Below are 22,223 nucleotides of genomic sequence, written 5' to 3' on the forward strand. Positions count from 1 at the left end.
GCCCTCTTTTGGTATCATGTATGGGATGTGGAATATCTTCTCCGTTGGGTTGATTGGCGCACGATCAACTCGGAAGGCAGCGTGACCGTTTTATTTTGATTAATGCGCTCCGGGTCGTCCATCAGCTCAATCAGCATTTCCAGCGCTTCCAATCCCAGATGCTCCCCGCGGATGGTCGTGCAGCTGATCGACGGCGATATCTTGTTAAGAAAGGCCGCATCGTTGAAGCCGATGATGCCGACATCCTCCGGCACGCGCAGATTGCGATCCCGGCAATATTTCAATACGCCGAGCGCCAGCACGCTGTCCGCGGCGATAATCGCGTCGAAAGAGCTGCCGCCGGAGCCGTATTCGTCCAGAGCGGCGATCATATCCGCTTCATCCGAACCGCACAAGACGACGCCATCGTCTCCCGCCTCCAGGCCGCTGCTGTGCAAGGCTTGCTTATACCCTCCGATCCGGTCGCGGACGACATCGACGTCCAGACTCTCGGTCAGGAACACGATGCGCCGATACCCCTGGTCCAGCAAATGCTGGGCGGTGACATATCCGTCCCGAAAATTATCGCTATGAATGCAAAAAATATTGTGCTGCAGGCTTCGTCCGATCATGACAAACGGAATGGAGTGCTGCTGCAGGGTTTGAATAAGCGAGCTTTTGTCCGCCGACATGACGCCGGATAAGATAAAGCCGTCCACTTTTTTGTTCCGGTACAGCGACAAGCATTTCTCGATTTGTTGATCGACCGAGCGAAAGGCGGAAATCTGCAGGTCATATCCGTATTTCTGGGTCGCATTGGATAAACCAAGGAGCACATTGGAGTAGTACGGATTGCCGAAAATTTCGCTAGGTTCGCGCGCAATGGTATAACAAATCGTGCGGGACACGGCATCCTTCCCGTGCGGCTTCGCCTTGGGGCTGGGCACGTATCCGAGTTCCCGGATCGCTTTCTGTACTTTTTCATTCACTTCGGAGGATGTGTTTCCTTTGCCCGTAAGAACGCGCGATACCGTCGCCGGCGATACACCCGCTGCACGTGCTATATCTCTTACCGTTGGCACGTCTCCGCCTCCTCTTCTCCGGAATCATCATAGCTGCCATTCCTCTTCTGGCTCATCATTTTATAATACGATGAAAGGGAGCGGCAATTCAACTTGGCGGCATAGAAAAAGCTGCCGTACGCGCAGGCGCGATACAAGCAGCTTGTGGATCTCATGATGTATGGCACGATGACGGAATTACTTGTGAAGCACTTTATCGACGAGGCCGTATTCCAGCGCCTCTTCGGCCGACATGAAGTAATCGCGGTCGGTGTCTCTCTCGATCCGTTCGAGCGGCTGGCCCGTGCGCTCCGCCAAAATATGATTCAGCTTGTCGCGCATCTTCAGAATGCGGCGGGCGCGAATCTCGATATCGGATGCCTGCCCTTCGGCGCCGCCAAGCGGCTGGTGAATCATAATCTCGCTGTTCGGCAGCGCGAACCGCTTGCCCTTCGCTCCGGCATTCAGGAGGAAGGCGCCCATCGACGCCGCCATGCCCACGCAGATCGTCGATACATCCGGCTTGATATGCTGCATCGTATCGTAAATGGCCATCCCTGCGGTAATGGAGCCGCCGGGGCTGTTGATGTACAGATGAATATCCTTGTCCGGATCATCGGCCTGCAGGAACAGCATCTGAGCGATGATCGAGTTGGCTACCATATCGTTCACTTGGGAGCCGAGAAAAATAATGCGGTCCTTCAGCAATCTGGAATAAATGTCGTACGACCGTTCGCCCCGATTCGTCTGCTCGACAACTATAGGAACGTAACTCACGATAATCCCTCCTCAGCATCAATAACATTAAATATTAACCAATTCACGGCCCCTTAAACACGATATGCATTCGCCGCCAATGACAAGAACCGTATCTTTATCATATCGGATTGTCAGCCAAAAGTCAAAGATGGTCAAACTATTTTTTTGAGCTTTTTTGGAGCAACGATTCGGGTCGCGTGTATCATTTTTTGCAGAGCAGGCCGAACGATCAAAAAATGAGCATCAAAAAGTGAACGTTTCCGTGCCATTGAAGCGTGACCTACAATAGGAGCACAAAGGAGGTGACGCCAATGTCAGCAGGAGCACCCTCATCTATCCGCGATCCCGGCGCCAGTGGACGATGGAGCCGCATCGGGAAGACGCTGTGGAACGAAAAGTATTTATGGCTGATGGCTCTGCCCGGCCTGCTGTTCTTCGTCATTTATAAATATTTGCCGATGCTCGGGGCTGTAATCGCTTTCAAGGATTACAACATGATGCTCGGCATCTGGGACAGCAAGTGGGTCGGCTTGAAGCATTTCTACCGCATCTTCGAAAATCCGGATATCGGGCGCATTTTTTTGAACACCTTGATTATCAGCTTGTATCAGATTGTGTTTGCCTTCACGATTCCGATATTTTTGGCGATTATGATCCATGAGGTAACGCATAGGGCGTTCAAGCGGGTGCTGCAAACGGTCTTTTACATGCCGCACTTTCTGTCCTGGGTCGTGGTGGCGGGGATCTTCTATCTGATGTTCCAGAGCGATGGCGCCGTGAACAACATGCTGGTCGATTTGGGAGTGTCCAAAATCGATATTTTGTCCAATCCCGACAACTTCCGGTCCATGCTGGTGATGCAGGTCATATGGAAAGAATCCGGCTGGGGGACGATCATTTATTTGGCGGCGCTGTCCAGCATCGACGTCGAGCTGTATGAGGCGGCGAAGATGGACGGGGCCGGACGGCTGCGCCAGATCTGGAACATCACGCTGCCCGGCATCCGCAGCACGATCGTCGTCCTGTTCATCCTGCGGCTCGGCAGCGTGCTGGACGTCGGCTTCGAGCAGATCTTCCTCATGCTCAACCCTTCCGTGCGGGACGTCGGAGAAGTCATCGAGACGTATGTCTACCAAGCGGGGGTCGTCAACGGCAACTTCAGCTTCTCGACCGCGGTCGGGCTGATGAAGGGCTTGATAGGGCTGATCCTGATCTACGGGGCCAACAAGCTGGCGAAGCGGATGGGGGAGCGCGGCGTATTTTAGCGCGGGTTGCCTCCAATTTTGTAAGTGCTTACATCAAAGAATGCCCATCATGATTTCTTAATCAAAACGGGGGAGGATGTAATCATGCAGTTCACAGGGAAAAAAATCGTATCGCTGCTCGTCGTTTGTTCGATGGCCGTCGGCTTGCTGACGGCTTGCGGCAGCGGAGGGGGAAGCAAGGAATCGAATGCCGGAGGAGGACAGAGCGCGGGGGATGAAGGCAAGAAGCACAGCGTCTCGGCCATGAATATCTTGTATGGCGCGGCGCCTCCGACGACGAACAGCTCGGGCATCAAAGCGATCGAGGAGCGGTACGGCATCGAATTCAAATATATTCCGGTCGCCGCGGGCGATTATGCGAACAAGATCGGCGTGACGGTCGCTTCGGGGGATATGCCGGATCTGATGCTGCTGGAGGACCCGAACGCCAATTACTTCAGTTGGGCAGGGAACGGCATGTTCCTCCCGATTGAGGATTACATCAAGGATTATCCGAACCTGAGCAAGATTCCGCAGGAAATCTGGGACATGCTGACGTATGAAGGGCATATTTACGGCGTTCCGCGGCTGCGCGGCATTCCGTTCCATACGATGGTGATCCGCCAGGATTGGCTCGACAAGCTGGGCTTGAAGATGCCAACGACCTATGACGAGCTGTATGACGTGATGAAGGCATTCACGGAGAACGATCCGGATGGCAACGGGAAAAAAGATACGTACGGGTTCGCCATGGACGGCACGTTCAGCGGGTTCAACGGCTTGTTCGGCTCGTACCGGGCGCTGCGGTTCGGCTGGTTCGAGGATGGCCAGGGCGGGATTACGCACGGCTATATGATGCCGAATGCGAAGGAAGCGGTGGCGTTCCTGGCCCGCGGCTATAAGGAGGGGCTGTTCAGCCCGGATTACACAATTAAGAAAGGGACTCAGGCCGACGAGGACTTCCTGACCGGCAAAGCGGGCATTATCGGCAACTGGGCGTATACGGCGTATAACAAGGCCCGGTTCGACAAGGCCTACAGCGTCAACAAAGATTTCCGCGTCGCGCCGATCCCGCCATTGACGGCTCCGGACGGCTATAAGGGATACGGCAAATATCACGGCTTCTACGGGTTCTTCGTGATGCCGGCCCGCCTGGGCAAGGACGAAGAGAAGGTGAAGAAGCTGCTCTCCATCCTGGACGATCAGATCGGCGACGAAGGCGCCGAGTTCATGAAATGGGGCGTGGAGAACGAGCATTTCAAAGTGGAGAACGGCGAGAAAGTGCTGACGGACAAAGGATTGACCGAAGGCACGGGCAAATACTTGCTGACGAACCATGCGGCCGAAGGTGAATGGATCTACAACCCGGACGATACGGACGAACTGAAGAAAATGAAAGACGAGTCGTTCAAGGTAGCGATGGAAGGCGAGCCATACAGCGATCAGTCGATTGGTTTGTTCTCGCCGACCTACAGTGAAAAAGGGAAAGAGCTTGACCAGTACTTGACGGACCAAGTGAATAAGATCATTCTTGGCGAACGCCCGGTGGACGATTACGACAAGGTGATTCAAGAGTGGAAGGACCGGGGCGGCGAGCAGGTCATCAAGGAATTCAACGAGGCGTATCAGAAGCGGAAAAACGGCTGACGGTCAGCCGGCGCATGACCGCAAGCGCGTGTCTCTAGGCGCATGGCTGCAAGCGCTTGTCCGCTGTTGGTTGCAAGTGCACGCCGCACTTGCGTCACAGCAAGACTATGACGGCATGAAAGGAGTGAACATCTGTGTTTATACGCGCAAGAAGCGGGGATCGGTGGTTCAATGCCATCAACATGACACTGCTGATTGTTTTGGCGGTGATTACGATCCTGCCTATCATCCACGTCTTCGCGATGTCATTCGCCACCACGGAGGAATCGCTGTCCGGCCGGTTCATCCTCTGGCCGTCGACTTGGACGACCGAGGCGTACCGCTATATTTTCGATACGGGCGTATTTTTCATATCGCTGAAAAATACCGTGTGGCTGACGGTTGTCGGCACATTCATCAACGTTATTCTGACGGCGCTGCTCGCATATGCATGTTCTCGGCCGCAATTCAGCGCCCGGCGGGTCATCATGTTCCTGGTGCTGTTCACGATGCTGTTCGGCGGCGGCATGATCCCGACCTATCTGGTCGTAAAGGGCACCGGGCTCATCAACTCGCTGTGGGCACTCATTCTCCCTGGGGCCATCTCTGCCTTCAATATGCTCGTCATGCGCGATTTCTTCGAATCGCTGCCGGAGAGCGTCATTGAATCGGCGCGCATCGACGGATGCGGGGATTTGCGGATTCTGGCCCATATCGTATTTCCGTTGTCCTTGCCCATCCTGGCGACGTTCACCTTATTCTATGCCGTGGGCAACTGGAACCAATATTTTTCGGCGATTCTATACTTGAACGATCCGGATAAATGGCCGTTGCAAATCTTGCTGAGGCAAGTCGTGTTGATCGGACAGGCAGATATTTTCTCCAACCTCGATCCGAACGTGCCTCTTCCGCCATCGGTCTCGATACAGATGGCCACGGTCGTGCTCGCCTCGTTCCCGATCGTTGTGCTTTACCCGTTCCTGCAGCGCTATTTCGTGCAGGGCCTGACGCTCGGCGCGGTGAAGGGCTAGAGCCATGGCAGCAGGCGTTCCCGGCCTGCTGCTTTTTGGCGTGGGCGCCGCCGGAGCGCGCCTCGTAGCGCGGCGGGACTGCTCGCGTGTCACGGGGCCAGTGCGGTGTGCGGGGTGGGAGGAGTGCTTGGCGTGGGCGAGTCCGAGTGTGTGTGGGCCGAACCCAGTGAGCGGATCGTGTTTGGCGGGAGCGGGATGCGGGGTGGGAGGAGTGCTTGGCGTGGGCGAATTCGAGTGTGTGCGGGCCGAACCCAGTGAGCGGATCGTGTCTGGCGGGAGCGGGATGCGGGGTGGGAGGAGTGCTTGGCGTGGGCGAGTCCGAGTGTGTGCGGGCCGAACCCAGTGAGCGGATCGTGTCTGGCGGGAGCGGGATGCGGGGTGGGAGGAGTGCTTGGCGTGGGCGAGTTCGAGTGTGTGGGCCGAACCCAGTGAGCGGATCGTGTCTGGCGGGAGCGGGTTGGCGGGATGCGGGTTCCGCGTGCGCCGCGGCGGCTAGGCAGCGCGCCCAAGGTGCCCGCTTCGCCTTCTCGCTTGGCGGGCCTGCGGCGGAAGGCGCTTGTTAGGCACCTCAAAGGGGCATTAGGCACACTAGTAGATCAATCCTGCAAAATTACAGCATTTTCGCTATCTTCGGGGAGAATTCGCGAGAATTCCTGCAAAGATGCAGGAATTTGCCTGTTTATTTCTACTTTGGGCCCTCACGAGCTGAAATTAATGTATTTTTGCAGGATTCACTTTGGCGAAAATAGGCGGCGGTGTAAATCCTGCACTTTTGCAGCAATGGAAGTCCCGTCATCCTCATCCGCCGATCAAGCGGAGGAAGCAACGAGGGTTGCCGGCGTCAAGTACGGCGGCAACCGGGGGCGGCTGCTTAATCTGCCGTCGCCTGGAACTGCCTGATGGCTTATTCCTGTCCGGACATCTGCTTGCGGTATTGGCCCGGTGTCGTACCCGTCGTCTTTTTGAACGTGCGGATGAAGTTCTGCACCGAGGTGTAGCGCAGCTTGCTGGCGATGTCTTGAATGCGCATATCGGTATGAAGGAGCATGTCCTTTGCTTTTTCGATGCGGTAAGAAATGACGTAGTCCACGAAGTTGCACCCGGTATGCTTTTTGAACAAGCGGCTGACCTGGAACGTGTTCAGGCCGATGGCGTCGGCGCATTGCTGCAGCGAGATATCCTGATCATAATGCTCGTGAATATAGGCAATGACGCGCTCAATCCGTTCCGTATGCTTCGGGTGAGCCTGCTCGTCCAGCAGCGTCTTGAGCCGTCCGAACACCTCGGTCAGGAAGAAGGCTTCCACATCGCCGAGCTTCTGTTGGGCGGCCAGGGTGCTTAGCAGCGTGCGCTGCTGCTCCGGCGCGAACTCTATGCCGTGATGGTGTGCCATGCAGCGCAGCATCGAGCCGAGCAACTGGGAGAAGAAGCCGTGCACCGAATCCACGGAGAAGATGGCGCCTTCCTTCAACCCCTCCACCAAGTGAATGAACTCGGCCCGGGCGGGCTCGAGCTTCGCGGCTTTCAAGCTGTCCAAGATTTTGTACGTCGATTCGGCGATGTCTTCCAACTGGAAGCTGAGTGCGGGGTCCAACTCATGGATGAAGATGGCTTGATCTTCATTCAGCACGAACCGGTAGCGCGAAGCTTGCTCGGCCTGCCGGTAGGCATCGGGCAGCCCGCCGAGCCCTTGCAGCGAGTAAGAGACGGAGAGCGTCACCGTAAGCTGCAAATAGGTCTCGATCGCATGCAGAAGATCGCCGCTCGCCTGCTTCAATTGCTCCGGCCCGAGCGGCTCGGCATGACAGATGAAGACGGCCAACTGCCCCGGCTTCATCATGAGCGAATACGCTTGGCCGTACTGTTCCGCCAGCTCTAGCGCCATGTTCTCCACGGCGAAATAGAGCAGGTACTGATCGTCATGCGGGTATTTCGCGTGCAGCTTCCATGGATCGAAGGTCAGCAGCATGATGGCGATATAGGGGGCGTCGCTGCCGTACTGGATGTCGGTCCGCGCCTCATGCTCCTGGATGCTTCCGAGCAAATATTGGTGCAGGGTGTGCTGCTCCATTTTGTCGCGATACCGGCCGAGGCTGCTCTCAAGCTGGCGGTTCTCGTGAATCATCGATTTTATCGCACGGTGCACCTGTTCGATTTCATTGTCGTTATCTTGACCGTTCCACTTCTGGGACGATCGGAGCGGCTGGATCGCCTGGGTCAGCTTCCGTACGGGACGATACAGGCTGGCGGCCGCGCGAAGCGAGAGCAGGGCGGCCACGGCCACGAAGGTTAAGGAAATGCCGAGGGTCAGCCCCTGCACCCGATCCGCGCTGCGGTTCAGCTCGTCTTCGGCGATGGAGGATATGTAGTACCAGTCCTGATTCCGCGCGGGCAGGACGCTCAGCACGGAGTCGACCCCGTTCAACCGGGTCCGAATCTGGGCGAGCGGCTCGGCGCTCTTGATCAGGTCCAGGTTGTCCGCGCTAATCGTGCCCCCGATATGGTTCCGGTCGGTGTCGAGCATAATCTGGCCCTGGCCGTTCACGACGAAGAGGGAGAGGGTAGAGTAGCTGTTCTTCGCCGACATCTGATTGCCGAGCGTATCGGCGTCCAGGTAAGCGATGATCGCGCCGGAGATGGATTTCCGCTCGGTCGAGTCCTCCGCAATGGGCCGGATCAGCGTCAAGACGTTCCGATCAATGCGATGGTTGGCCGGAATGCTGGTGCGAGTGTCGATCCAGACGCCTTGCAGGGATATGTGTCTTGCCCGGTCCAGGGCAAGCGGATCGCGAAACTCTTCCTCGGTCAGCAAATGATTGTCCGAGGTAAGGATGCGTTCGGATTGGAAGGAATAGAAATCCAGCTCAACGACATGCTCCATGCCGCTGCGGATATTGACGAGCACGTTTTGCAACTGGCGGACGACTTCGGGATGGCGCGGCGATAGCTCTTTCATGGCGAACTGTGCCAGAATGCCGGGATAGGCTCGCTTGTCGGAATAGGTATATTGAAGAAGCAGTTCATCTATTTTCTTGATCTGATCGTTCATTTTGCTCTGGGCGTGCTGGAGCAGCGTCGTATTGTAGAGAGTAGCCTGCTCCCGGATGGTGGAGGTCAGGACATTCGAGATGGTCAGACCGAGCACGAGCACGGGGATGGTCGCCAACAGCATCATGGAGATGAGCATCTTTTGTTTATGGCGGACCGGACGAAGCAGATGGGAGAACTTGTGAGTCTTCGCAGCAAGCAAGGGGCGCGGCCTCCTAACATTTTCAACATGTCGAGGTAGATATGTTCTAGTATAGCACAAATGAAAGCGCTAACGTTGGGATCGAAAGCAGCGCGGCAAAGGAAACGGAGGTTGATTTTTATGCTGACAGAAAAGTATCGTCCGGATATGATCGCAACAGCGCTCTTGCCCAGTCATCTCTATGAACCGGTACCGGCCGCTTCACGGCGGGACGCTTGGCTGGCGTTGGACGATGAGGTCCGGTCGTTCTGGATTCGTAAGGCAGAGGCCTGCCTCGGCATGGCTTGGCCCGCGCTGCCGGCCGCCTTGTATATGGATTATGTTCGGACGGGGAACCGCTCGCGGTATCAGGAGCCCTATTTCGCGCGCCGCAAGGCTTTGGTCCGTCTCGTGCTGGCCGAATGCATGGAATACGGGGGACGCTTCCTGGATGATATCGTGAATGGCATGTGGGCGATGTGCGAGGAGAGCACCTGGTGCTGGCCGGCTCATCTCAACGGGATTAGCCGCGTGAAGAATAACGCGCTTCCCGATATCGATCGCCCGGTCTTCGATCTCGGCGCCGGGGAGACGGCCGCTCTGCTGGCTTGGTCGTACTATATGCTGCGGCAAGCGCTGGACGAGCATTGCCCGCCGCTGGGCAAGCGCCTTCGCCGGGAGCTCCAGACCCGCATCCTGGATACCTATGAGCGGGAGGACGGCTACTGGTGGATGTCGTTCCATCCGGATCTCCCGATCAACAACTGGAACCCATGGTGCAATGCCAACTGCCTGGCCGTGCTGCTGCTCATCGAGGAGAAGGAGGAGCGCCGCGCCGCCCTGGTTCACAAGGCGCTTCGCAGCCTTGACCGCTTCATCGCCTCCTATGAAGAGGATGGAGGGTGTGATGAAGGACCCGCTTACTGGGTTCGGGCCGCGGCTTCGCTGTATGATGCCCTGCAGTTGGTGCATGCCGCCACGGATGGGGCGATTGATGTCTTCGGCGAGCGGAAAATTCGCTATATGGCGGCTTATATCCTCCATATGCATATCGGCGGAGATGCGTATGTCAACTTCGCCGATTCGGCAGCCAGACTCACCTTGCCCGCCGGCCTGATCGCCCGCTTCGGCCAGGCGGTCGGGGACGCCCGGCTGGAGGCATTTGGGCGGTATGTCTACCGCCGGCAGGGAGGGCACCGCTATTGGGATGGCGAGGAGATCCCGAGTCTCCAGCGAATGCTCTTCGACCTGTTCGCGATGCCGGGCATGGAAGGGCCAGCCACGGACCCGCCTGCGCTGCCGCTTGATCGATGGATGCCGGGCGTGGAAGTGATGGTGGCCCGGGAACGGGGCGACGGCAGCGGCTGGTTCCTCGCCGCGAAAGGCGGCCATAATGACGAGAGCCACAACCATAACGACATCGGCAGCTTCATCGTCTATGCCGATCAACTCCCGTTGTGGATCGACGCCGGCGTCGGCACCTACACGGCGAAGACGTTCAGCCCGGAACGCTATTCGATCTGGACGATGCAGTCCGGGTATCATAACGTTCCCACCGTGAACGGGACGGAGCAAGCGGCCGGCGCCGCTTACCGTTCGGGTGGAGTCCGCCATGAAGCGGAGGGCGGACTGTCTCGCCTCACGGTCGACATCGCCCCAGCCTATCCCGCCTCTTCCGGCATTTCGCGGTGGATGCGCACGTTTACGCTGCGGCGGGAGCCCGCAGGGGGAAGGGGACAAGGCGAGCCTGACTTCGCCTCCCGCATCATCGTGGAAGAGGCGGTGAAGCTGGAGGAGCCAAGCATGGATGTGACGTTGAACTGGCTGTGCGCCTATGCGCCGCGCTTCGTATCCGGCCGCGTCGTTTTGGTTGATGAAGCCGGGGCCGCGAAGGCATGCATGTCGTATGACGAGACGCTCTGGAATACCAGAGTGGAACCGATCGCATTGGAAGACGAGCGGCTCTGTGCGGCATGGGGCGATACGATCTATCGGGTACTCCTTACGGCAAAGCGGCTGATTCATGAGGAGAGCTGGCAGTTCGTGCTCAAGAAACTGTAGGCCGGAGAAACCGGGGGCACACAAACCAACGGAATCCGCTGGAAGGAGCGCCCTCCAGCTAACAACAAAAAAGACGGCCGTTCGGCCGTCTCAGACGGTCGACAAAGTCCTGTCGACGGTCTTTTCTTAGGAAGGGCGGGTCCGGGGAAGGCAGGAGAGGTTAGGTTAGGGTGCCAGCCGGTCCCTGCGTGAAGCTAGATGATCTGAGCATCAAGCAAGCTAGTGCCCATATGAAATTTGCTGCACAGGCGCAGCATTTTTAACCTCAAGAGGCTAAATTCCGAGAAAATCCTGCAAAATTACATTATTTCGCCATTTTTAACGCTATTTATGCCTTGCCGTAGGGTAATTGCTGTATTATTGCAGCAATCTTATTTTCGCCACCTCGTGTCAATGAAATTGCTGCATTTTTACAGTATTGGTGGGGCAAGTGACCAGCGTGGAAGGGAGATAATTCAGCCTTAGTGGGGCAAGTGACTAGCGTGGAGGGGAGATAATTCAGCTTTTGTGGAGCAGGTGACTAGAGTGGCGGGAGATAATGAAGCTTTAGCGGGTGGATGACTAGAACGGCGGGATTAAGCCAGCGTAGAAGCATGGTATTCGGTGGACGACCTTACGCAGGTTAAAAAGAATGTCTGCGCAAGCCATGCTTGTTTTTGCCGCCATGAACCTCAAAAAAATGGCGGCCTGGCTCTGGAAGACCGGTCGCACCTCTCCTAAGTTCTCTTTCGTATTTGTAAACGTAAATAACTCCCGCGACTGCAGCATGCAATAGTACGCGGGAGTTGGTCTTCAATCTGAGACGGCCGTTCGGCCGTCTGCTTTTTTCTGCGAAAACGAAAAAACATCCGTCCCCGGCTCCCTATGCGGAAGGAGCGGTTCAAGATGTTCTGTAATGTCTGTAGGCTATTCATAAATATGCCGCTTCATATCAAAGGCATCGTCAAGATGCTAATGGCGCGCCCGCAAGGAATCGAACCTTGATCTCAGGCTCCGGAGGCCTACGTCATATCCATTGGACCACGGGCGCACAATCAGAAGACGCAAAATTTATTATAGTGGATAGGCCACCGGAATGCAAGAGTAAAATAAATGAAATGAATAAGACCCGCTCAAAACAGGCAGTGAACGCCAAAAAACGGCTCAGGTTGTCAGGCGGAGTCCGATAATGCCTACAACGATTAGCGCCAGGAAGAAAAATTGCTTCCGGGTATATTTCTCCTTGAACCAGAACAAGCTGACGAGCGTAATGCCGACAGCTCCCACGCCGGCCCAGACCGCATACGCGACTCCGGAAGGGATGACGCTCATCGCATGGGTCAGCAAATAAATGGAGGCGACGAGACCGAGCGTGATAATGACAAGCGGCGTCTTCTTCTTGAAGCCGTCGGCATACTTCATCGCGATGACCGAAATGATCTCCTCCAGTCCCGACAGGATTAAATAAAACCAGGCCATTAGGACTCCCTCCTTTCGCTGTTGCCGCTATCCTTGCGGTTCGGGGTCGACAGCTTCATGCCAATGATCCCGGTCAGCAGCACGAGCAGAAACGTAATCTGCAGCCCGTTGAACGCTTCCCCCAGATAGATGCTGGCCGCATAAGTGCCAATCGTGCCGATCCCGACGAATACGGTATAGGCGATGGCGACGTTCAGCCTCCGGTAGGACTGGATAAGCAAAAGGTAGCTGACCGTAATGAGTATAATAACGCCGATCCATTCCCATGTCGTAGATGCGTACTTCAGACCGGAAGCCCACACAATCTCCATTAAGGCGGCGACAAGAACAAGTAGCCAAGCCATAATAAAACCTCCTGTGTCTTACATGATGCCAATGCAGCGGGCCATTCATGCCTGAGAATGGTTTACTGCACGAAACGCTATGATGAAGGCAGATGGTCTCCCATGGCCAGTGCGGATAACTCGGGAGTGCCTCCAACATCGAATGACTGACTGTCATTCATTTTACATCAACATTGATTTTTCGTAAAGGCCATCCCCTGAATCTATTCCGTTCCCTTGCCGGATTCAGGCCTTCTCTTGTACAAAAGGGGGGATAATGGGTAAGAATAAGATAGTCGAAGAATATAAACGCCCATCTGCTTGGCAATATAATGAATAAGTTGTTCTTTCCTTGCCCATTATAGAGGCTGGATACTTGCAAGTTGCTCGATTATTCGCTAGAATAATGGTGGGACACAAATCGTTGCGATGGGACGTTTTTGGTCCAATGGTTGGTTACGGAGCAGGAGTGGAGAGAAATGCGTGATTGGTTACAATTACAGAAACGACTGCTGCCCGAACTCATCGAACTGTTGAAGAAGCGTTATACCATCCTGCATCAGATCATGTTGTCCGATTGTATTGGCAGGAGGACGCTCGCCACGTCATTGCAGATGACCGAGCGCGTGCTGCGCGCGGAGACGGACCTGCTGAAGGCGCAGGGCCTGATCGAGATCGACAGCATGGGCATGCGCATCAGCGAAGAAGGCAGGCAGCTTGTCCGCCAGTTGGAGCCCTTGATGGGCGAACTGCTCGGCATGCGCCATCTGGAGGAGAGCCTCCGGCAAGCCTTCGGACTGAATCAGGTCATCGTCGTGCCCGGGGATTCGGATGTGTCTCCCGCCGTGAAGGATGAATTGGGCACGGCAGCATGCAGCGCTCTCAGCAGCGTCATGGGCAAGGAAGATGTGGTCGCGGTGACTGGCGGCTCCACATTGGCTGCGGTGGCAGATCAATTGACGAGCGCCACACCATGGAAGGGCAACTGGTTCGTACCGGCCCGAGGGGGGCTGGGAGAGAGCCTGGAGTATCAGGCGAATACGATTGCCTCGACGATGGCCAAGCGCGTAGGAGCTCAATACCGGCTGCTTCATGTGCCCGATCAATTGAGCGAAGAAGCGTACCAATCGTTGAAGCAGGAGCCCAATATTCAGGAGATTCTGCGGGTAATCCGGCAGGCGCGCATCGTCGTGCATGGCATCGGAGACGCCCAAGTGATGGCTGCTCGCCGGAAGGTGGACGAAGCCACGCGGGAAGAATTGAAGCGCCAGGGTGCTGTCGCCGAAGCGCTGGGGTATTACTTCGATCGGGATGGCCGCGTCGTACATACGATGTTGTCTCTGGGCCTGCGCCTGGAGGACATTACGCGTACCGAAGTGGTAATCGCCGTCGCAGGCGGGAAGAGCAAGGGCGAAGCCATTGCCGCCGTGCTGCGCCACGGGCATGAAGACATTCTGGTCATCGATGAAGCGGCAGCGGTTGAAGTATTGAAGCATAGTGGTCTCGATGTGCCTACGGGCCGTCTTGAGCAATAAAAATCAAATCTACTTAGGAAATGGGAGGAATCATCATGGTGAAAGTGGGTATTAACGGCTTTGGTCGAATCGGTCGTAACGTGTTCCGTGCAGCTCTGGGCAATCCGGAAGTCGAAGTTGTCGCAATCAACGATCTGACAGACGTCAAAACACTGGCTCATCTGTTGAAATATGACACGACTCACGGCAAACTGGACGCTACAGTAGAAGCGAAAGAAGGCGCTCTTGTCGTTAACGGCAAAGAAGTGAAAGTCTTCGCTGAGCGCAACCCTGAGAACCTGCCATGGGGCGCTCACGGCGTAGAAATCGTCGTCGAGTCGACAGGTATCTTCACAGCGAAAGAAAAAGCTGAAATGCACTTGAAAGGCGGCGCGAAGAAGGTAATCATCTCCGCACCGGCTACGAACGAAGATATCACGATCGTAATGGGCGTTAACGAAGATAAATACGATGCTGCTAATCACACCATCATTTCGAATGCTTCCTGCACGACGAACTGCTTGGCTCCATTCGCGAAAGTGTTGAACGACAAGTTCGGCATCGTGAAAGGCATGATGACGACCGTTCACTCTTACACCAATGACCAAAACGTGCTTGACCTGCCGCATAAAGATATGCGCCGTGCTCGCGCAGCTGCCGAAAACATCATTCCTTCCACTACAGGCGCTGCAAAAGCGGTCAGCTTGGTATTGCCTGAGCTGAAAGGCAAATTGAACGGTATGGCTATGCGCGTTCCTACGCCTAACGTATCCGTAACGGATCTGGTCGTTGAACTGTCCAAAAACGTGACGGTCGAAGAAGTAAATGCTGCCCTCAAAGAAGCGGCTAACGGCCCGCTGAAAGGCATCATGAACTACTCCGAAGAGCCGCTCGTATCCAGCGACTACAACGGCGACCCAGCTTCTTCCACAATCGACGCGCTGTCGACGATGGTTGTAGGCGACAACATGGTAAAAGTCGTATCCTGGTATGACAATGAGTGGGGCTATTCCAACCGCGTTGTCGACCTGGCGTCTTTTATCGCAAAAAAAGGCCTGTAATCGCATAGCATTGACAATCAAAGAGGAGTAACCGCAAGGGCTCCTCTTTGATCCATGCATACGTGCGCGCAAGGCATATCGAGAACCTGACCGAACAGATACAAGAACGAATAGAGAAGCCGGGCATGAACGCACAGATCCGGCGCGAACGATAGATAGATACGCTTCTGCCGGGTCCATCCGCGGACCGGGACAGGGCGGCAGGGCTGGAGAGAGCCCATGAACATTCCTTCAGGAATACGAACTGAACCGTACAAGATATAAAATAGATAGAGAACGATTAGATTAGAAAGAGACAGAACCGAAAGAGATACAGAGCGAAGCTGCTGCGGCAGCACCGCATACCGGACAGAGAACAGAACCGTATGGAGCCGATGAACGCAAGCTTCTCGCAGAGAGGCCCGTTCATACGAGTGATAGGAGGAACGCGAGATGAACAAGAAAAGCGTGCGTGACATCGATGTAAAAGGCAAGCGCGTATTCGTGCGGGTTGATTTCAACGTGCCGCTGGAAGACGGCAAGATTACCGATGACACCCGGATTCGCGAGACATTGCCTACGATTCAGTATTTGGCGGAGCAAGGCGCGAAGATTATTTTGGCGAGCCACCTGGGACGTCCGAAGGGCGAGGTGGTCGAGTCGATGCGTCTGACGCCTGCGGCGAACCGTCTGAGCGAACTTCTCGGCAAGCCGGTGAAGAAGCTGGATGAGTCAATCGGCGAGCAGGTGCAAGCGGAGATCAATCGCATGAACGACGGCGATATTGTCGTGCTGGAGAACGTTCGCTTCCACAAAGGCGAAGAGAAGAACGATCCGGAACTGGCGAAGGCATTCGCCGCGCTTGCGGACGTGTATGTGAACGACGCCTTCGGTGCGGCGCACCGGGCGCATGCTTCGACCGAAGGCATCGCGCATCATCTGCCAGCCGTATCCGGCCTGCTGATGGAGAAGGAATTGTCGGTATTGGGCAAGGCGTTGTCCAATCCGGAACGTCCGTTCACTTCGATTATCGGCGGATCCAAGGTCAAAGACAAAATCGATGTCATCAACAAAATGCTGGAAATCTCGGATAACGTCATTATCGGCGGGGGTCTGGCTTACACGTTCTTCAAGGCGCAAGGCTATGAAATCGGCAAATCCCTGTGCGACAACGAGAAGCTGGATGTCGCTCTCGGCTTCATCGAGAAGGCGAAGCAGCTCGGCAAGAAATTCTATCTGCCGGTCGACATCGTCGTAACCGATGACTTCAGCGCCGATGCCAACACGAAGGTCGTCTCCGTAGACGAGATCCCGGCGGATTGGGAAGGCATTGACATCGGGCCGAAGACACGTGAAATCTATGCGGATGTTATCAAAAACTCCAAGCTGATCGTATGGAACGGACCAATGGGCGTGTTCGAGATCGAACCGTTCTCTCACGGAACGCGCGCGGTCGCTCAAGCTTGCGCGGAGACCGAAGGCTATACGGTCATCGGCGGCGGCGATTCCGCGGCGGCGGTAGAGAAATTCCATCTGAAAGACAAGATGGATCATATCTCGACCGGCGGCGGCGCGTCCCTCGAATTCATGGAAGGCAAGCAATTGCCTGGCGTAGTGGCATTGAACGATAAGTAAGGAAGTGAAGCGGCAGCGGCGGTCCCGCCGCTTCTGCTGTGCAGAAGGAGTTGAGCTTGCGTGAGACAACCGATTATTGCAGGGAACTGGAAAATGTTCAAAACGGTTCCGGAAGCCGTCGCTTTCATTCAAGAAGTGAAGGGGAAGGCGGAAGTGGAAGGCGTCGAAAGCGTCATCTGCGCACCGTTCACGAACTTGCCGGCTTTGGTGGAAGCGGCGAAGGGCACGTCCATCAAGATTGGCGCGCAGAACCTTCATTTTGAAGATACCGGCGCATTCACGGGGGAGATCAGCGGCGCGATGCTGCAAGACCTCGGCGTACAATATGTCATTATCGGTCACTCCGAGCGCCGCGCGTACTTCGCGGAGACGGATGAGATCGTGAACAAGAAGATGCATGCCGCATTCCGGCATGGCTTGACGCCTATCGTCTGCGTCGGCGAGTCGCTGGAAGAGCGCGAAGCCGGCAAGACGAACGACGTCTGCAAAGTGCAGACGGAAGCGGCGTTCCAAGGCCTGTCCGCTGAGCAGGCGAAGAGCGTCGTCATCGCTTATGAGCCAATCTGGGCGATCGGCACGGGCAAATCTTCGACGGCTCAGGATGCGAATGACTCGATCAGCTACATCCGCAGCGTCGTCGCCGGCTTGTACAATGAGGAAGTGGCGCAAGCGGTCCGCATCCAGTACGGCGGAAGCGTGAAGCCAGAGAATGTTCGCGAATATATGGCAGCGAGCGATATTGACGGCGCATTGGTAGGCGGCGCCAGCTTGCAGCCGGGTTCGTACATTCAACTGGTGGAAGGGGCGAAGTAAGATGTCTGCACCTAGACCTGTAGCTCTGATTATTATGGACGGCTTCGGACTGCGCGACGTGACGGAAGGCAATGCTGTCGCCCAGGCGAAGAAGCCGAATTACGATCGATACATGAGCATGTACCCGCATACGACGCTCACCGCTTGCGGTGAAGCGGTCGGTCTGCCGGAAGGCCAGATGGGCAACTCCGAGGTCGGCCATCTGAACATCGGCGCGGGCCGCATCGTGTATCAGGATCTGACCCGGATTACGAAATCGATTCGCGAAGGAGAATTCTTCGAGAACGAAACGCTGGTCGGGGCGGTCAACCATGCGAAAGAAAACGGCACGGCGCTTCATCTGTACGGCCTGCTGTCGGACGGCGGCGTGCACAGCCATATCGACCATACGCTCGCGATGCTGGAATTGGCCGCGAAGTCCGGCTTGAAGAAGGTCTATGTTCATGCCTTCCTCGATGGCCGCGACGTCGCGCCGGACAGTGCGATCGGTTATATCGAGCGCCTGCAGGCGAAAATCGACGAGCTTGGCGTCGGCCGCATCGCCACGGTGCAAGGCCGTTACTATGCGATGGACCGCGATAAGCGCTGGGAGCGGACCGAGAAGTCGTACCGCGCGATGGTATACGGCGACGGCCCGAGATACCGCGATCCGGTGCAGGCGGTGAAAGAATCGTACGAGCAGTCGGTATTCGACGAATTCGTCATGCCGACGGTTATGATCGACGAGAACAACGAGCCGGTCGGCCTCGTGCGGGACAACGACGCGGTCGTGTTCTCGAATTTCCGTCCGGACCGGGCGATTCAATTGTCCCAGGTATTCACGAACGAGGATTTCCGCGGCTTCGACCGGGGAGATCGTTGCCCGAAAAATCTGTACTTCGTCTGTTTGACGCTGTTCGCGGAGACCGTCGGGGGATTCGTGGCGTACAAGCCGAAGGAGCTTGACAATACGCTTGGCGAAGTCCTTGTTCAGCATGGCAAGAAGCAGCTTCGCATCGCCGAGACGGAGAAGTATCCGCATGTGACGTTCTTCTTCAGCGGCGGCCGCGATGTCGAGCTTCCAGGCGAGAAGCGCGTTCTGATCGCTTCCCCTAAGGTCGCGACCTACGACTTGAAGCCGGAAATGAGCGCGTATGAAGTGGCGGAAGCGGCTGTACGCGAAATCGAGTCGGATGTGCATGACGCGATTATTCTGAACTTCGCCAACCCGGACATGGTCGGGCACAGCGGCAAGCTGGAGCCGACGATCAAGGCGGTCGAGGCGACGGATGAATGCATGGGCCGCGTCGTCGAAGCGGTATTGGCCAAAGGCGGCGTCTGCCTCATTACGGCGGATCACGGAAATGCCGATATGGTGTTCGACGAGGAAGGCCGTCCGTTCACGGCGCATACGACCAATCCGGTGCCGTTCATCGTCACGGACAAGAACGTCGACCTGCGCGAAGGCGGCATTCTGGCCGATATCGCGCCGACGATTCTCGATCTGATGCAGCTTCCGAAGCCGGATGAAATGACCGGGACTTCGTTAATTGACAAGAAATAATCAATACCGCTATTGTGAAAGCTAAGAAGATGAATGTAAGAAGATGAATGACAAAGGAGATGTATCCCATGACGATGATTATGGACGTATACGCGCGCGAAGTGCTTGATTCCCGCGGCAACCCTACAGTAGAAGTCGAAGTTAAGCTTGAATCCGGCGGCTTCGGCCATGCGATCGTGCCTTCCGGCGCATCGACAGGCGCGCATGAAGCGGTTGAGCTTCGCGACGGCGACAAAGGCCGTTATCTCGGCAAAGGCGTAGAAAACGCCGTGAAAAACGTAAACGAAATTATCGCTCCTGAAATTATCGGCATGGACGCGCTCGATCAAGTCCTGATCGACCGCACCATGATCGAACTGGACGGCACGCCGAACAAAGGCAAGCTGGGGGCGAACGCAATCCTGGCGGTGTCGATGGCGGTAGCCCGCGCAGCGGCGCATGCCCTTGACATGCCTCTCTACACGTACCTGGGCGGATTCAACGCGAAGCAGCTTCCGGTACCGATGATGAACATCGTGAACGGCGGCGCGCATGCGGACAACAACGTCGACGTGCAAGAATTCATGGTTCTGCCGGTCGGCGCTCCGAACTTCAAAGAAGCGCTCCGCATGGGCGCGGAAATTTTCCATAACCTGAAATCGGTCTTGAAAGCCAAAGGGCTGAACACTGCGGTTGGCGACGAAGGCGGCTTCGCTCCGAACCTGAGCTCCAACGAAGAAGCGATCACGACCATCATCGAAGCGATCGAAAAAGCCGGCTACAAGCCAGGCCAAGACGTATTCCTCGGCATGGACGTCGCTTCCACCGAGTTCTACAAAGACGGCAAATACACGCTGGAAGGCGAAGGCAAATCCTTCACTTCCGCTGAGTTCGTAGACTTGCTCGCATCCTGGGTAGAGAAATATCCAATCATCACGATCGAAGACGGCTGCGCCGAAGACGATTGGGATGGCTGGAAGCTGCTCACTGACAAGCTGGGCGGCAAAGTGCAGCTCGTCGGCGACGACCTGTTCGTCACGAACACCGAGCGTCTGGCGACCGGTATCGAGAAAGGCATCGGCAACTCCATCTTGATCAAAGTGAACCAAATCGGTACGCTGACCGAAACGTTCGACGCGATCGAAATGGCGAAGCGCGCAGGCTACACGGCGGTTATCTCTCACCGTTCCGGCGAGTCCGAAGACAGCACGATTGCCGACATCGCCGTGGCAACGAATGCGGGACAAATCAAAACGGGGGCACCTTCCCGTACGGACCGCGTAGCGAAGTACAACCAATTGCTCCGCATCGAGGACAACCTGGGTACAACTGCACGCTACGATGGACTGAAGTCGTTCTACAACCTGAAAAAATAATGACGAGCCGTCAAACGGTACGTCTAAGCAAAGCCGGACTCCTGAGGGGGTCCGGCTTTTTGATTTGCATAAGGACCGTATGCGCGATCGCAAAGCTAGGGTGTTGGTCTTAAGGCTGTCCTAAATCGAAAGTTCAGGCATATGCTGGACCTGAGGCTAGTTTTTCCAATTGCCTCTTGCGGGGAGGGCCGCGGTGTGGATATAATGTATATCAGCTACTATTCTATAAACAATACTGATTGTTGATTATAACATAGAGTATTGCCAGAGTATGGGGATATGAAGGCAGGTGACCATATTGAAGGAAATCATTCAGTTCAAAAAAGGCGTGCTCGGCTTGTGCGTGATGGTGCTGATCAATCAGCGCGATCGGTACGGCTTCGAGCTGGCGCAGCAAATATCGAAGCATGTGGAGGTAGCGGAGGGGGCGCTCTACCCTGTCCTTCGCCGCATGGTGGCGGACGGGCACTGCACGACCTACCTGCAGGAGTCGACGGAGGGACCGCCGCGCAAATATTATAAGCTGACCCCGGCTGGCAAGGCATACATGATGGAGCTGGTCAGCGAATGGGAAAAATTCGTGGACGGCGTCCAGAGGCTGTTGGAGACAACGGCCGAGGGAGACCAGGAGCCGGATAACGAAGACAATGGGGTTCGCGGAGAGGCGGAAGGGAACGTCTGATTTTTCGGTCCGAGAAGGTAGAATAATCGATTGCAGGGGTGAGAAAGATTGCATAAAGAGTATTTTTTATTGAAGCTGAAGTATGGATTGATGTCGCTTCCGGCTGAAGACAGAGACGAGATTTTAGCGGAGTACAGCGCCCATTTCGCATTCGGGGAGCAGCAAGGGCGGACGGAAGAGGAGATTGCCAGGGAGCTTGGCGATCCGGAAGAGCTGGCGGTCGAACTGATCGGGGCCCGGGATGAGGGAGCTTCCGGAGGGGACAAAGGCCGGGCAGACCAGCCTTCCGGTTTCTACCGGCCAGATATGCACCGGGGACCCGCGCAGGGGCCAGGCTATGGCCCTCACGGCACTCCGCACGGTGTGCCGCATGGAATACCGCACGGAGCCCCACACGGATCTCCACACGCGCCACACGGAGCGCCGCATGAAGCCCCATACGGAGCGCCGCATGAAGCCCCGTACGGAGCGCCGCATGGAGCCCCGCACGGATCGTCGTACGGATCGCCGCCTATGCCGCCGCCGATGTATGATATGCCCTATAGGGACGCGTACGGCCCCCCGCCCAGAAGCGCAATCGGCATTTTCGGGGCTATCATCTCTTGTTTTTTCGCCGTGCCGCTGCTTATCGCCGGCTGGGGATTATGCGTTACCCTGGCTTGCGTCGCGTTCGTGCTGCTGCTTGGACCGCTGCTGTATCTGTTGAAGCTGGCCTTCGGGGGAGCCTTCTACGGAGCGGAAATGTCAGTCATGTTCATCATGTTCGGCATCGGGATTTTCATGATTCAGGGTATTGGTAAGTTGTTCCGCGCCTATGGCCGTCTGAATCGGATTTATTTCCAATGGGTTGCAGGAAGGGAGAGAAGATAG

17 protein-coding genes, 1 tRNA gene and 1 pseudogene are annotated in these 22,223 nt (G+C 56.0%); 13 read left to right on the forward strand and 6 right to left on the reverse strand.

Annotated features, from left to right (window positions below; translation table 11 throughout):
* Positions 1-14: 14 nt before the first annotated feature.
* Complete coding sequence (locus L6439_RS00185; protein ID WP_213468509.1) at positions 15-1,061, reverse strand: LacI family DNA-binding transcriptional regulator; 1,047 nt, start codon at positions 1,059-1,061, stop codon at positions 15-17.
* A 177-nt stretch (positions 1,062-1,238) separates the two neighbouring features.
* Positions 1,239-1,817 (reverse strand): ATP-dependent Clp endopeptidase proteolytic subunit ClpP, encoded by a 579-nt coding sequence (gene clpP / locus L6439_RS00190; protein WP_168182529.1) that lies wholly within the window; start codon positions 1,815-1,817, stop codon positions 1,239-1,241.
* Positions 1,818-2,110: 293 nt separating this feature from the next.
* Between clpP and L6439_RS00195 the strand changes: the two genes are divergently transcribed.
* The 3 genes from L6439_RS00195 to L6439_RS00205 all read left to right on the forward strand — a co-directional run bounded on the left by L6439_RS00195 (position 2,111) and on the right by L6439_RS00205 (position 5,700).
* Entirely contained in the window at positions 2,111-3,064 is a 954-nt protein-coding gene (locus L6439_RS00195; RefSeq protein WP_213468510.1) for an ABC transporter permease, read from the forward strand.
* An 84-nt stretch (positions 3,065-3,148) separates the two neighbouring features.
* On the forward strand, positions 3,149-4,690 hold the full coding sequence (locus tag L6439_RS00200; protein WP_168182527.1) for an extracellular solute-binding protein: 1,542 nt from the start codon (positions 3,149-3,151) through the stop codon (positions 4,688-4,690).
* Positions 4,691-4,824: 134 nt separating this feature from the next.
* Positions 4,825-5,700, forward strand: coding sequence for a carbohydrate ABC transporter permease (locus tag L6439_RS00205; protein WP_237096688.1), 876 nt, complete (start codon positions 4,825-4,827; stop codon positions 5,698-5,700).
* A gap of 904 nt (positions 5,701-6,604) precedes the next feature.
* Here the strand turns inward: L6439_RS00205 and L6439_RS00210 are convergent.
* Complete coding sequence (locus L6439_RS00210) at positions 6,605-8,950, reverse strand: helix-turn-helix domain-containing protein (protein WP_213468511.1); 2,346 nt, start codon at positions 8,948-8,950, stop codon at positions 6,605-6,607.
* A gap of 120 nt (positions 8,951-9,070) precedes the next feature.
* On the opposite strand from L6439_RS00210, the gene L6439_RS00215 reads away from it, so the two are divergent.
* Positions 9,071-10,990: a heparinase II/III domain-containing protein gene (locus tag L6439_RS00215; protein WP_213468512.1), complete on the forward strand. Its 1,920-nt coding sequence runs from the start codon at positions 9,071-9,073 to the stop codon at positions 10,988-10,990.
* A 589-nt stretch (positions 10,991-11,579) separates the two neighbouring features.
* A pseudogene (locus tag L6439_RS29595) lies at positions 11,580-11,886 on the forward strand (hypothetical protein); the annotation flags it as partial.
* Positions 11,887-11,945: 59 nt separating this feature from the next.
* Here the strand turns inward: L6439_RS29595 and L6439_RS00225 are convergent.
* The 3 genes from L6439_RS00225 to L6439_RS00235 form a co-directional block, all read right to left on the reverse strand.
* Positions 11,946-12,020 (reverse strand) — tRNA-Arg (locus L6439_RS00225).
* 113 nt (positions 12,021-12,133) lie between these two features.
* Complete coding sequence (locus tag L6439_RS00230; protein ID WP_168182524.1) at positions 12,134-12,448, reverse strand: DMT family transporter; 315 nt, start codon at positions 12,446-12,448, stop codon at positions 12,134-12,136.
* The gene (locus L6439_RS00235; protein WP_213468513.1) at positions 12,448-12,792 is read right to left on the reverse strand and encodes a DMT family transporter; all 345 of its coding nucleotides are present in this window, start codon (positions 12,790-12,792) and stop codon (positions 12,448-12,450) included. The genes L6439_RS00230 and L6439_RS00235 overlap by 1 nt, the downstream gene beginning before the upstream one ends.
* A 458-nt stretch (positions 12,793-13,250) precedes the next feature.
* On the opposite strand from L6439_RS00235, the gene L6439_RS00240 reads away from it, so the two are divergent.
* From L6439_RS00240 to L6439_RS00275, 8 genes are all read left to right on the forward strand, one after another.
* A complete protein-coding gene (locus L6439_RS00240; RefSeq protein WP_168182523.1) occupies positions 13,251-14,306 on the forward strand; it encodes a sugar-binding transcriptional regulator in 1,056 nt (351 codons plus the stop codon).
* A gap of 32 nt (positions 14,307-14,338) precedes the next feature.
* On the forward strand, positions 14,339-15,346 hold the full coding sequence (gap, locus tag L6439_RS00245; RefSeq protein ID WP_172878906.1) for a type I glyceraldehyde-3-phosphate dehydrogenase: 1,008 nt from the start codon (positions 14,339-14,341) through the stop codon (positions 15,344-15,346).
* A 432-nt stretch (positions 15,347-15,778) separates the two neighbouring features.
* On the forward strand, positions 15,779-16,960 hold the full coding sequence (locus L6439_RS00250) for a phosphoglycerate kinase (RefSeq protein WP_168182521.1): 1,182 nt from the start codon (positions 15,779-15,781) through the stop codon (positions 16,958-16,960).
* Positions 16,961-17,020: 60 nt separating this feature from the next.
* Positions 17,021-17,773, forward strand: coding sequence for a triose-phosphate isomerase (gene tpiA, locus L6439_RS00255; RefSeq protein WP_213468514.1), 753 nt, complete (start codon positions 17,021-17,023; stop codon positions 17,771-17,773).
* Between the two features lies 1 nt (position 17,774).
* Complete coding sequence (gpmI, locus tag L6439_RS00260) at positions 17,775-19,316, forward strand: 2,3-bisphosphoglycerate-independent phosphoglycerate mutase (protein WP_213468515.1); 1,542 nt, start codon at positions 17,775-17,777, stop codon at positions 19,314-19,316.
* 68 nt (positions 19,317-19,384) lie between these two features.
* Positions 19,385-20,671, forward strand: coding sequence for a phosphopyruvate hydratase (gene eno, locus L6439_RS00265; RefSeq protein ID WP_168182518.1), 1,287 nt, complete (start codon positions 19,385-19,387; stop codon positions 20,669-20,671).
* Positions 20,672-20,969: 298 nt separating this feature from the next.
* Positions 20,970-21,353 (forward strand): PadR family transcriptional regulator, encoded by a 384-nt coding sequence (locus L6439_RS00270; protein WP_213468758.1) that lies wholly within the window; start codon positions 20,970-20,972, stop codon positions 21,351-21,353.
* A gap of 48 nt (positions 21,354-21,401) precedes the next feature.
* The gene (locus L6439_RS00275; protein ID WP_237096689.1) at positions 21,402-22,223 is read left to right on the forward strand and encodes a DUF1700 domain-containing protein; all 822 of its coding nucleotides are present in this window, start codon (positions 21,402-21,404) and stop codon (positions 22,221-22,223) included.

The sequence above is a fragment of the Paenibacillus dendritiformis genome (genome assembly GCF_021654795.1).
Taxonomy (GTDB): domain Bacteria; phylum Bacillota; class Bacilli; order Paenibacillales; family Paenibacillaceae; genus Paenibacillus_B.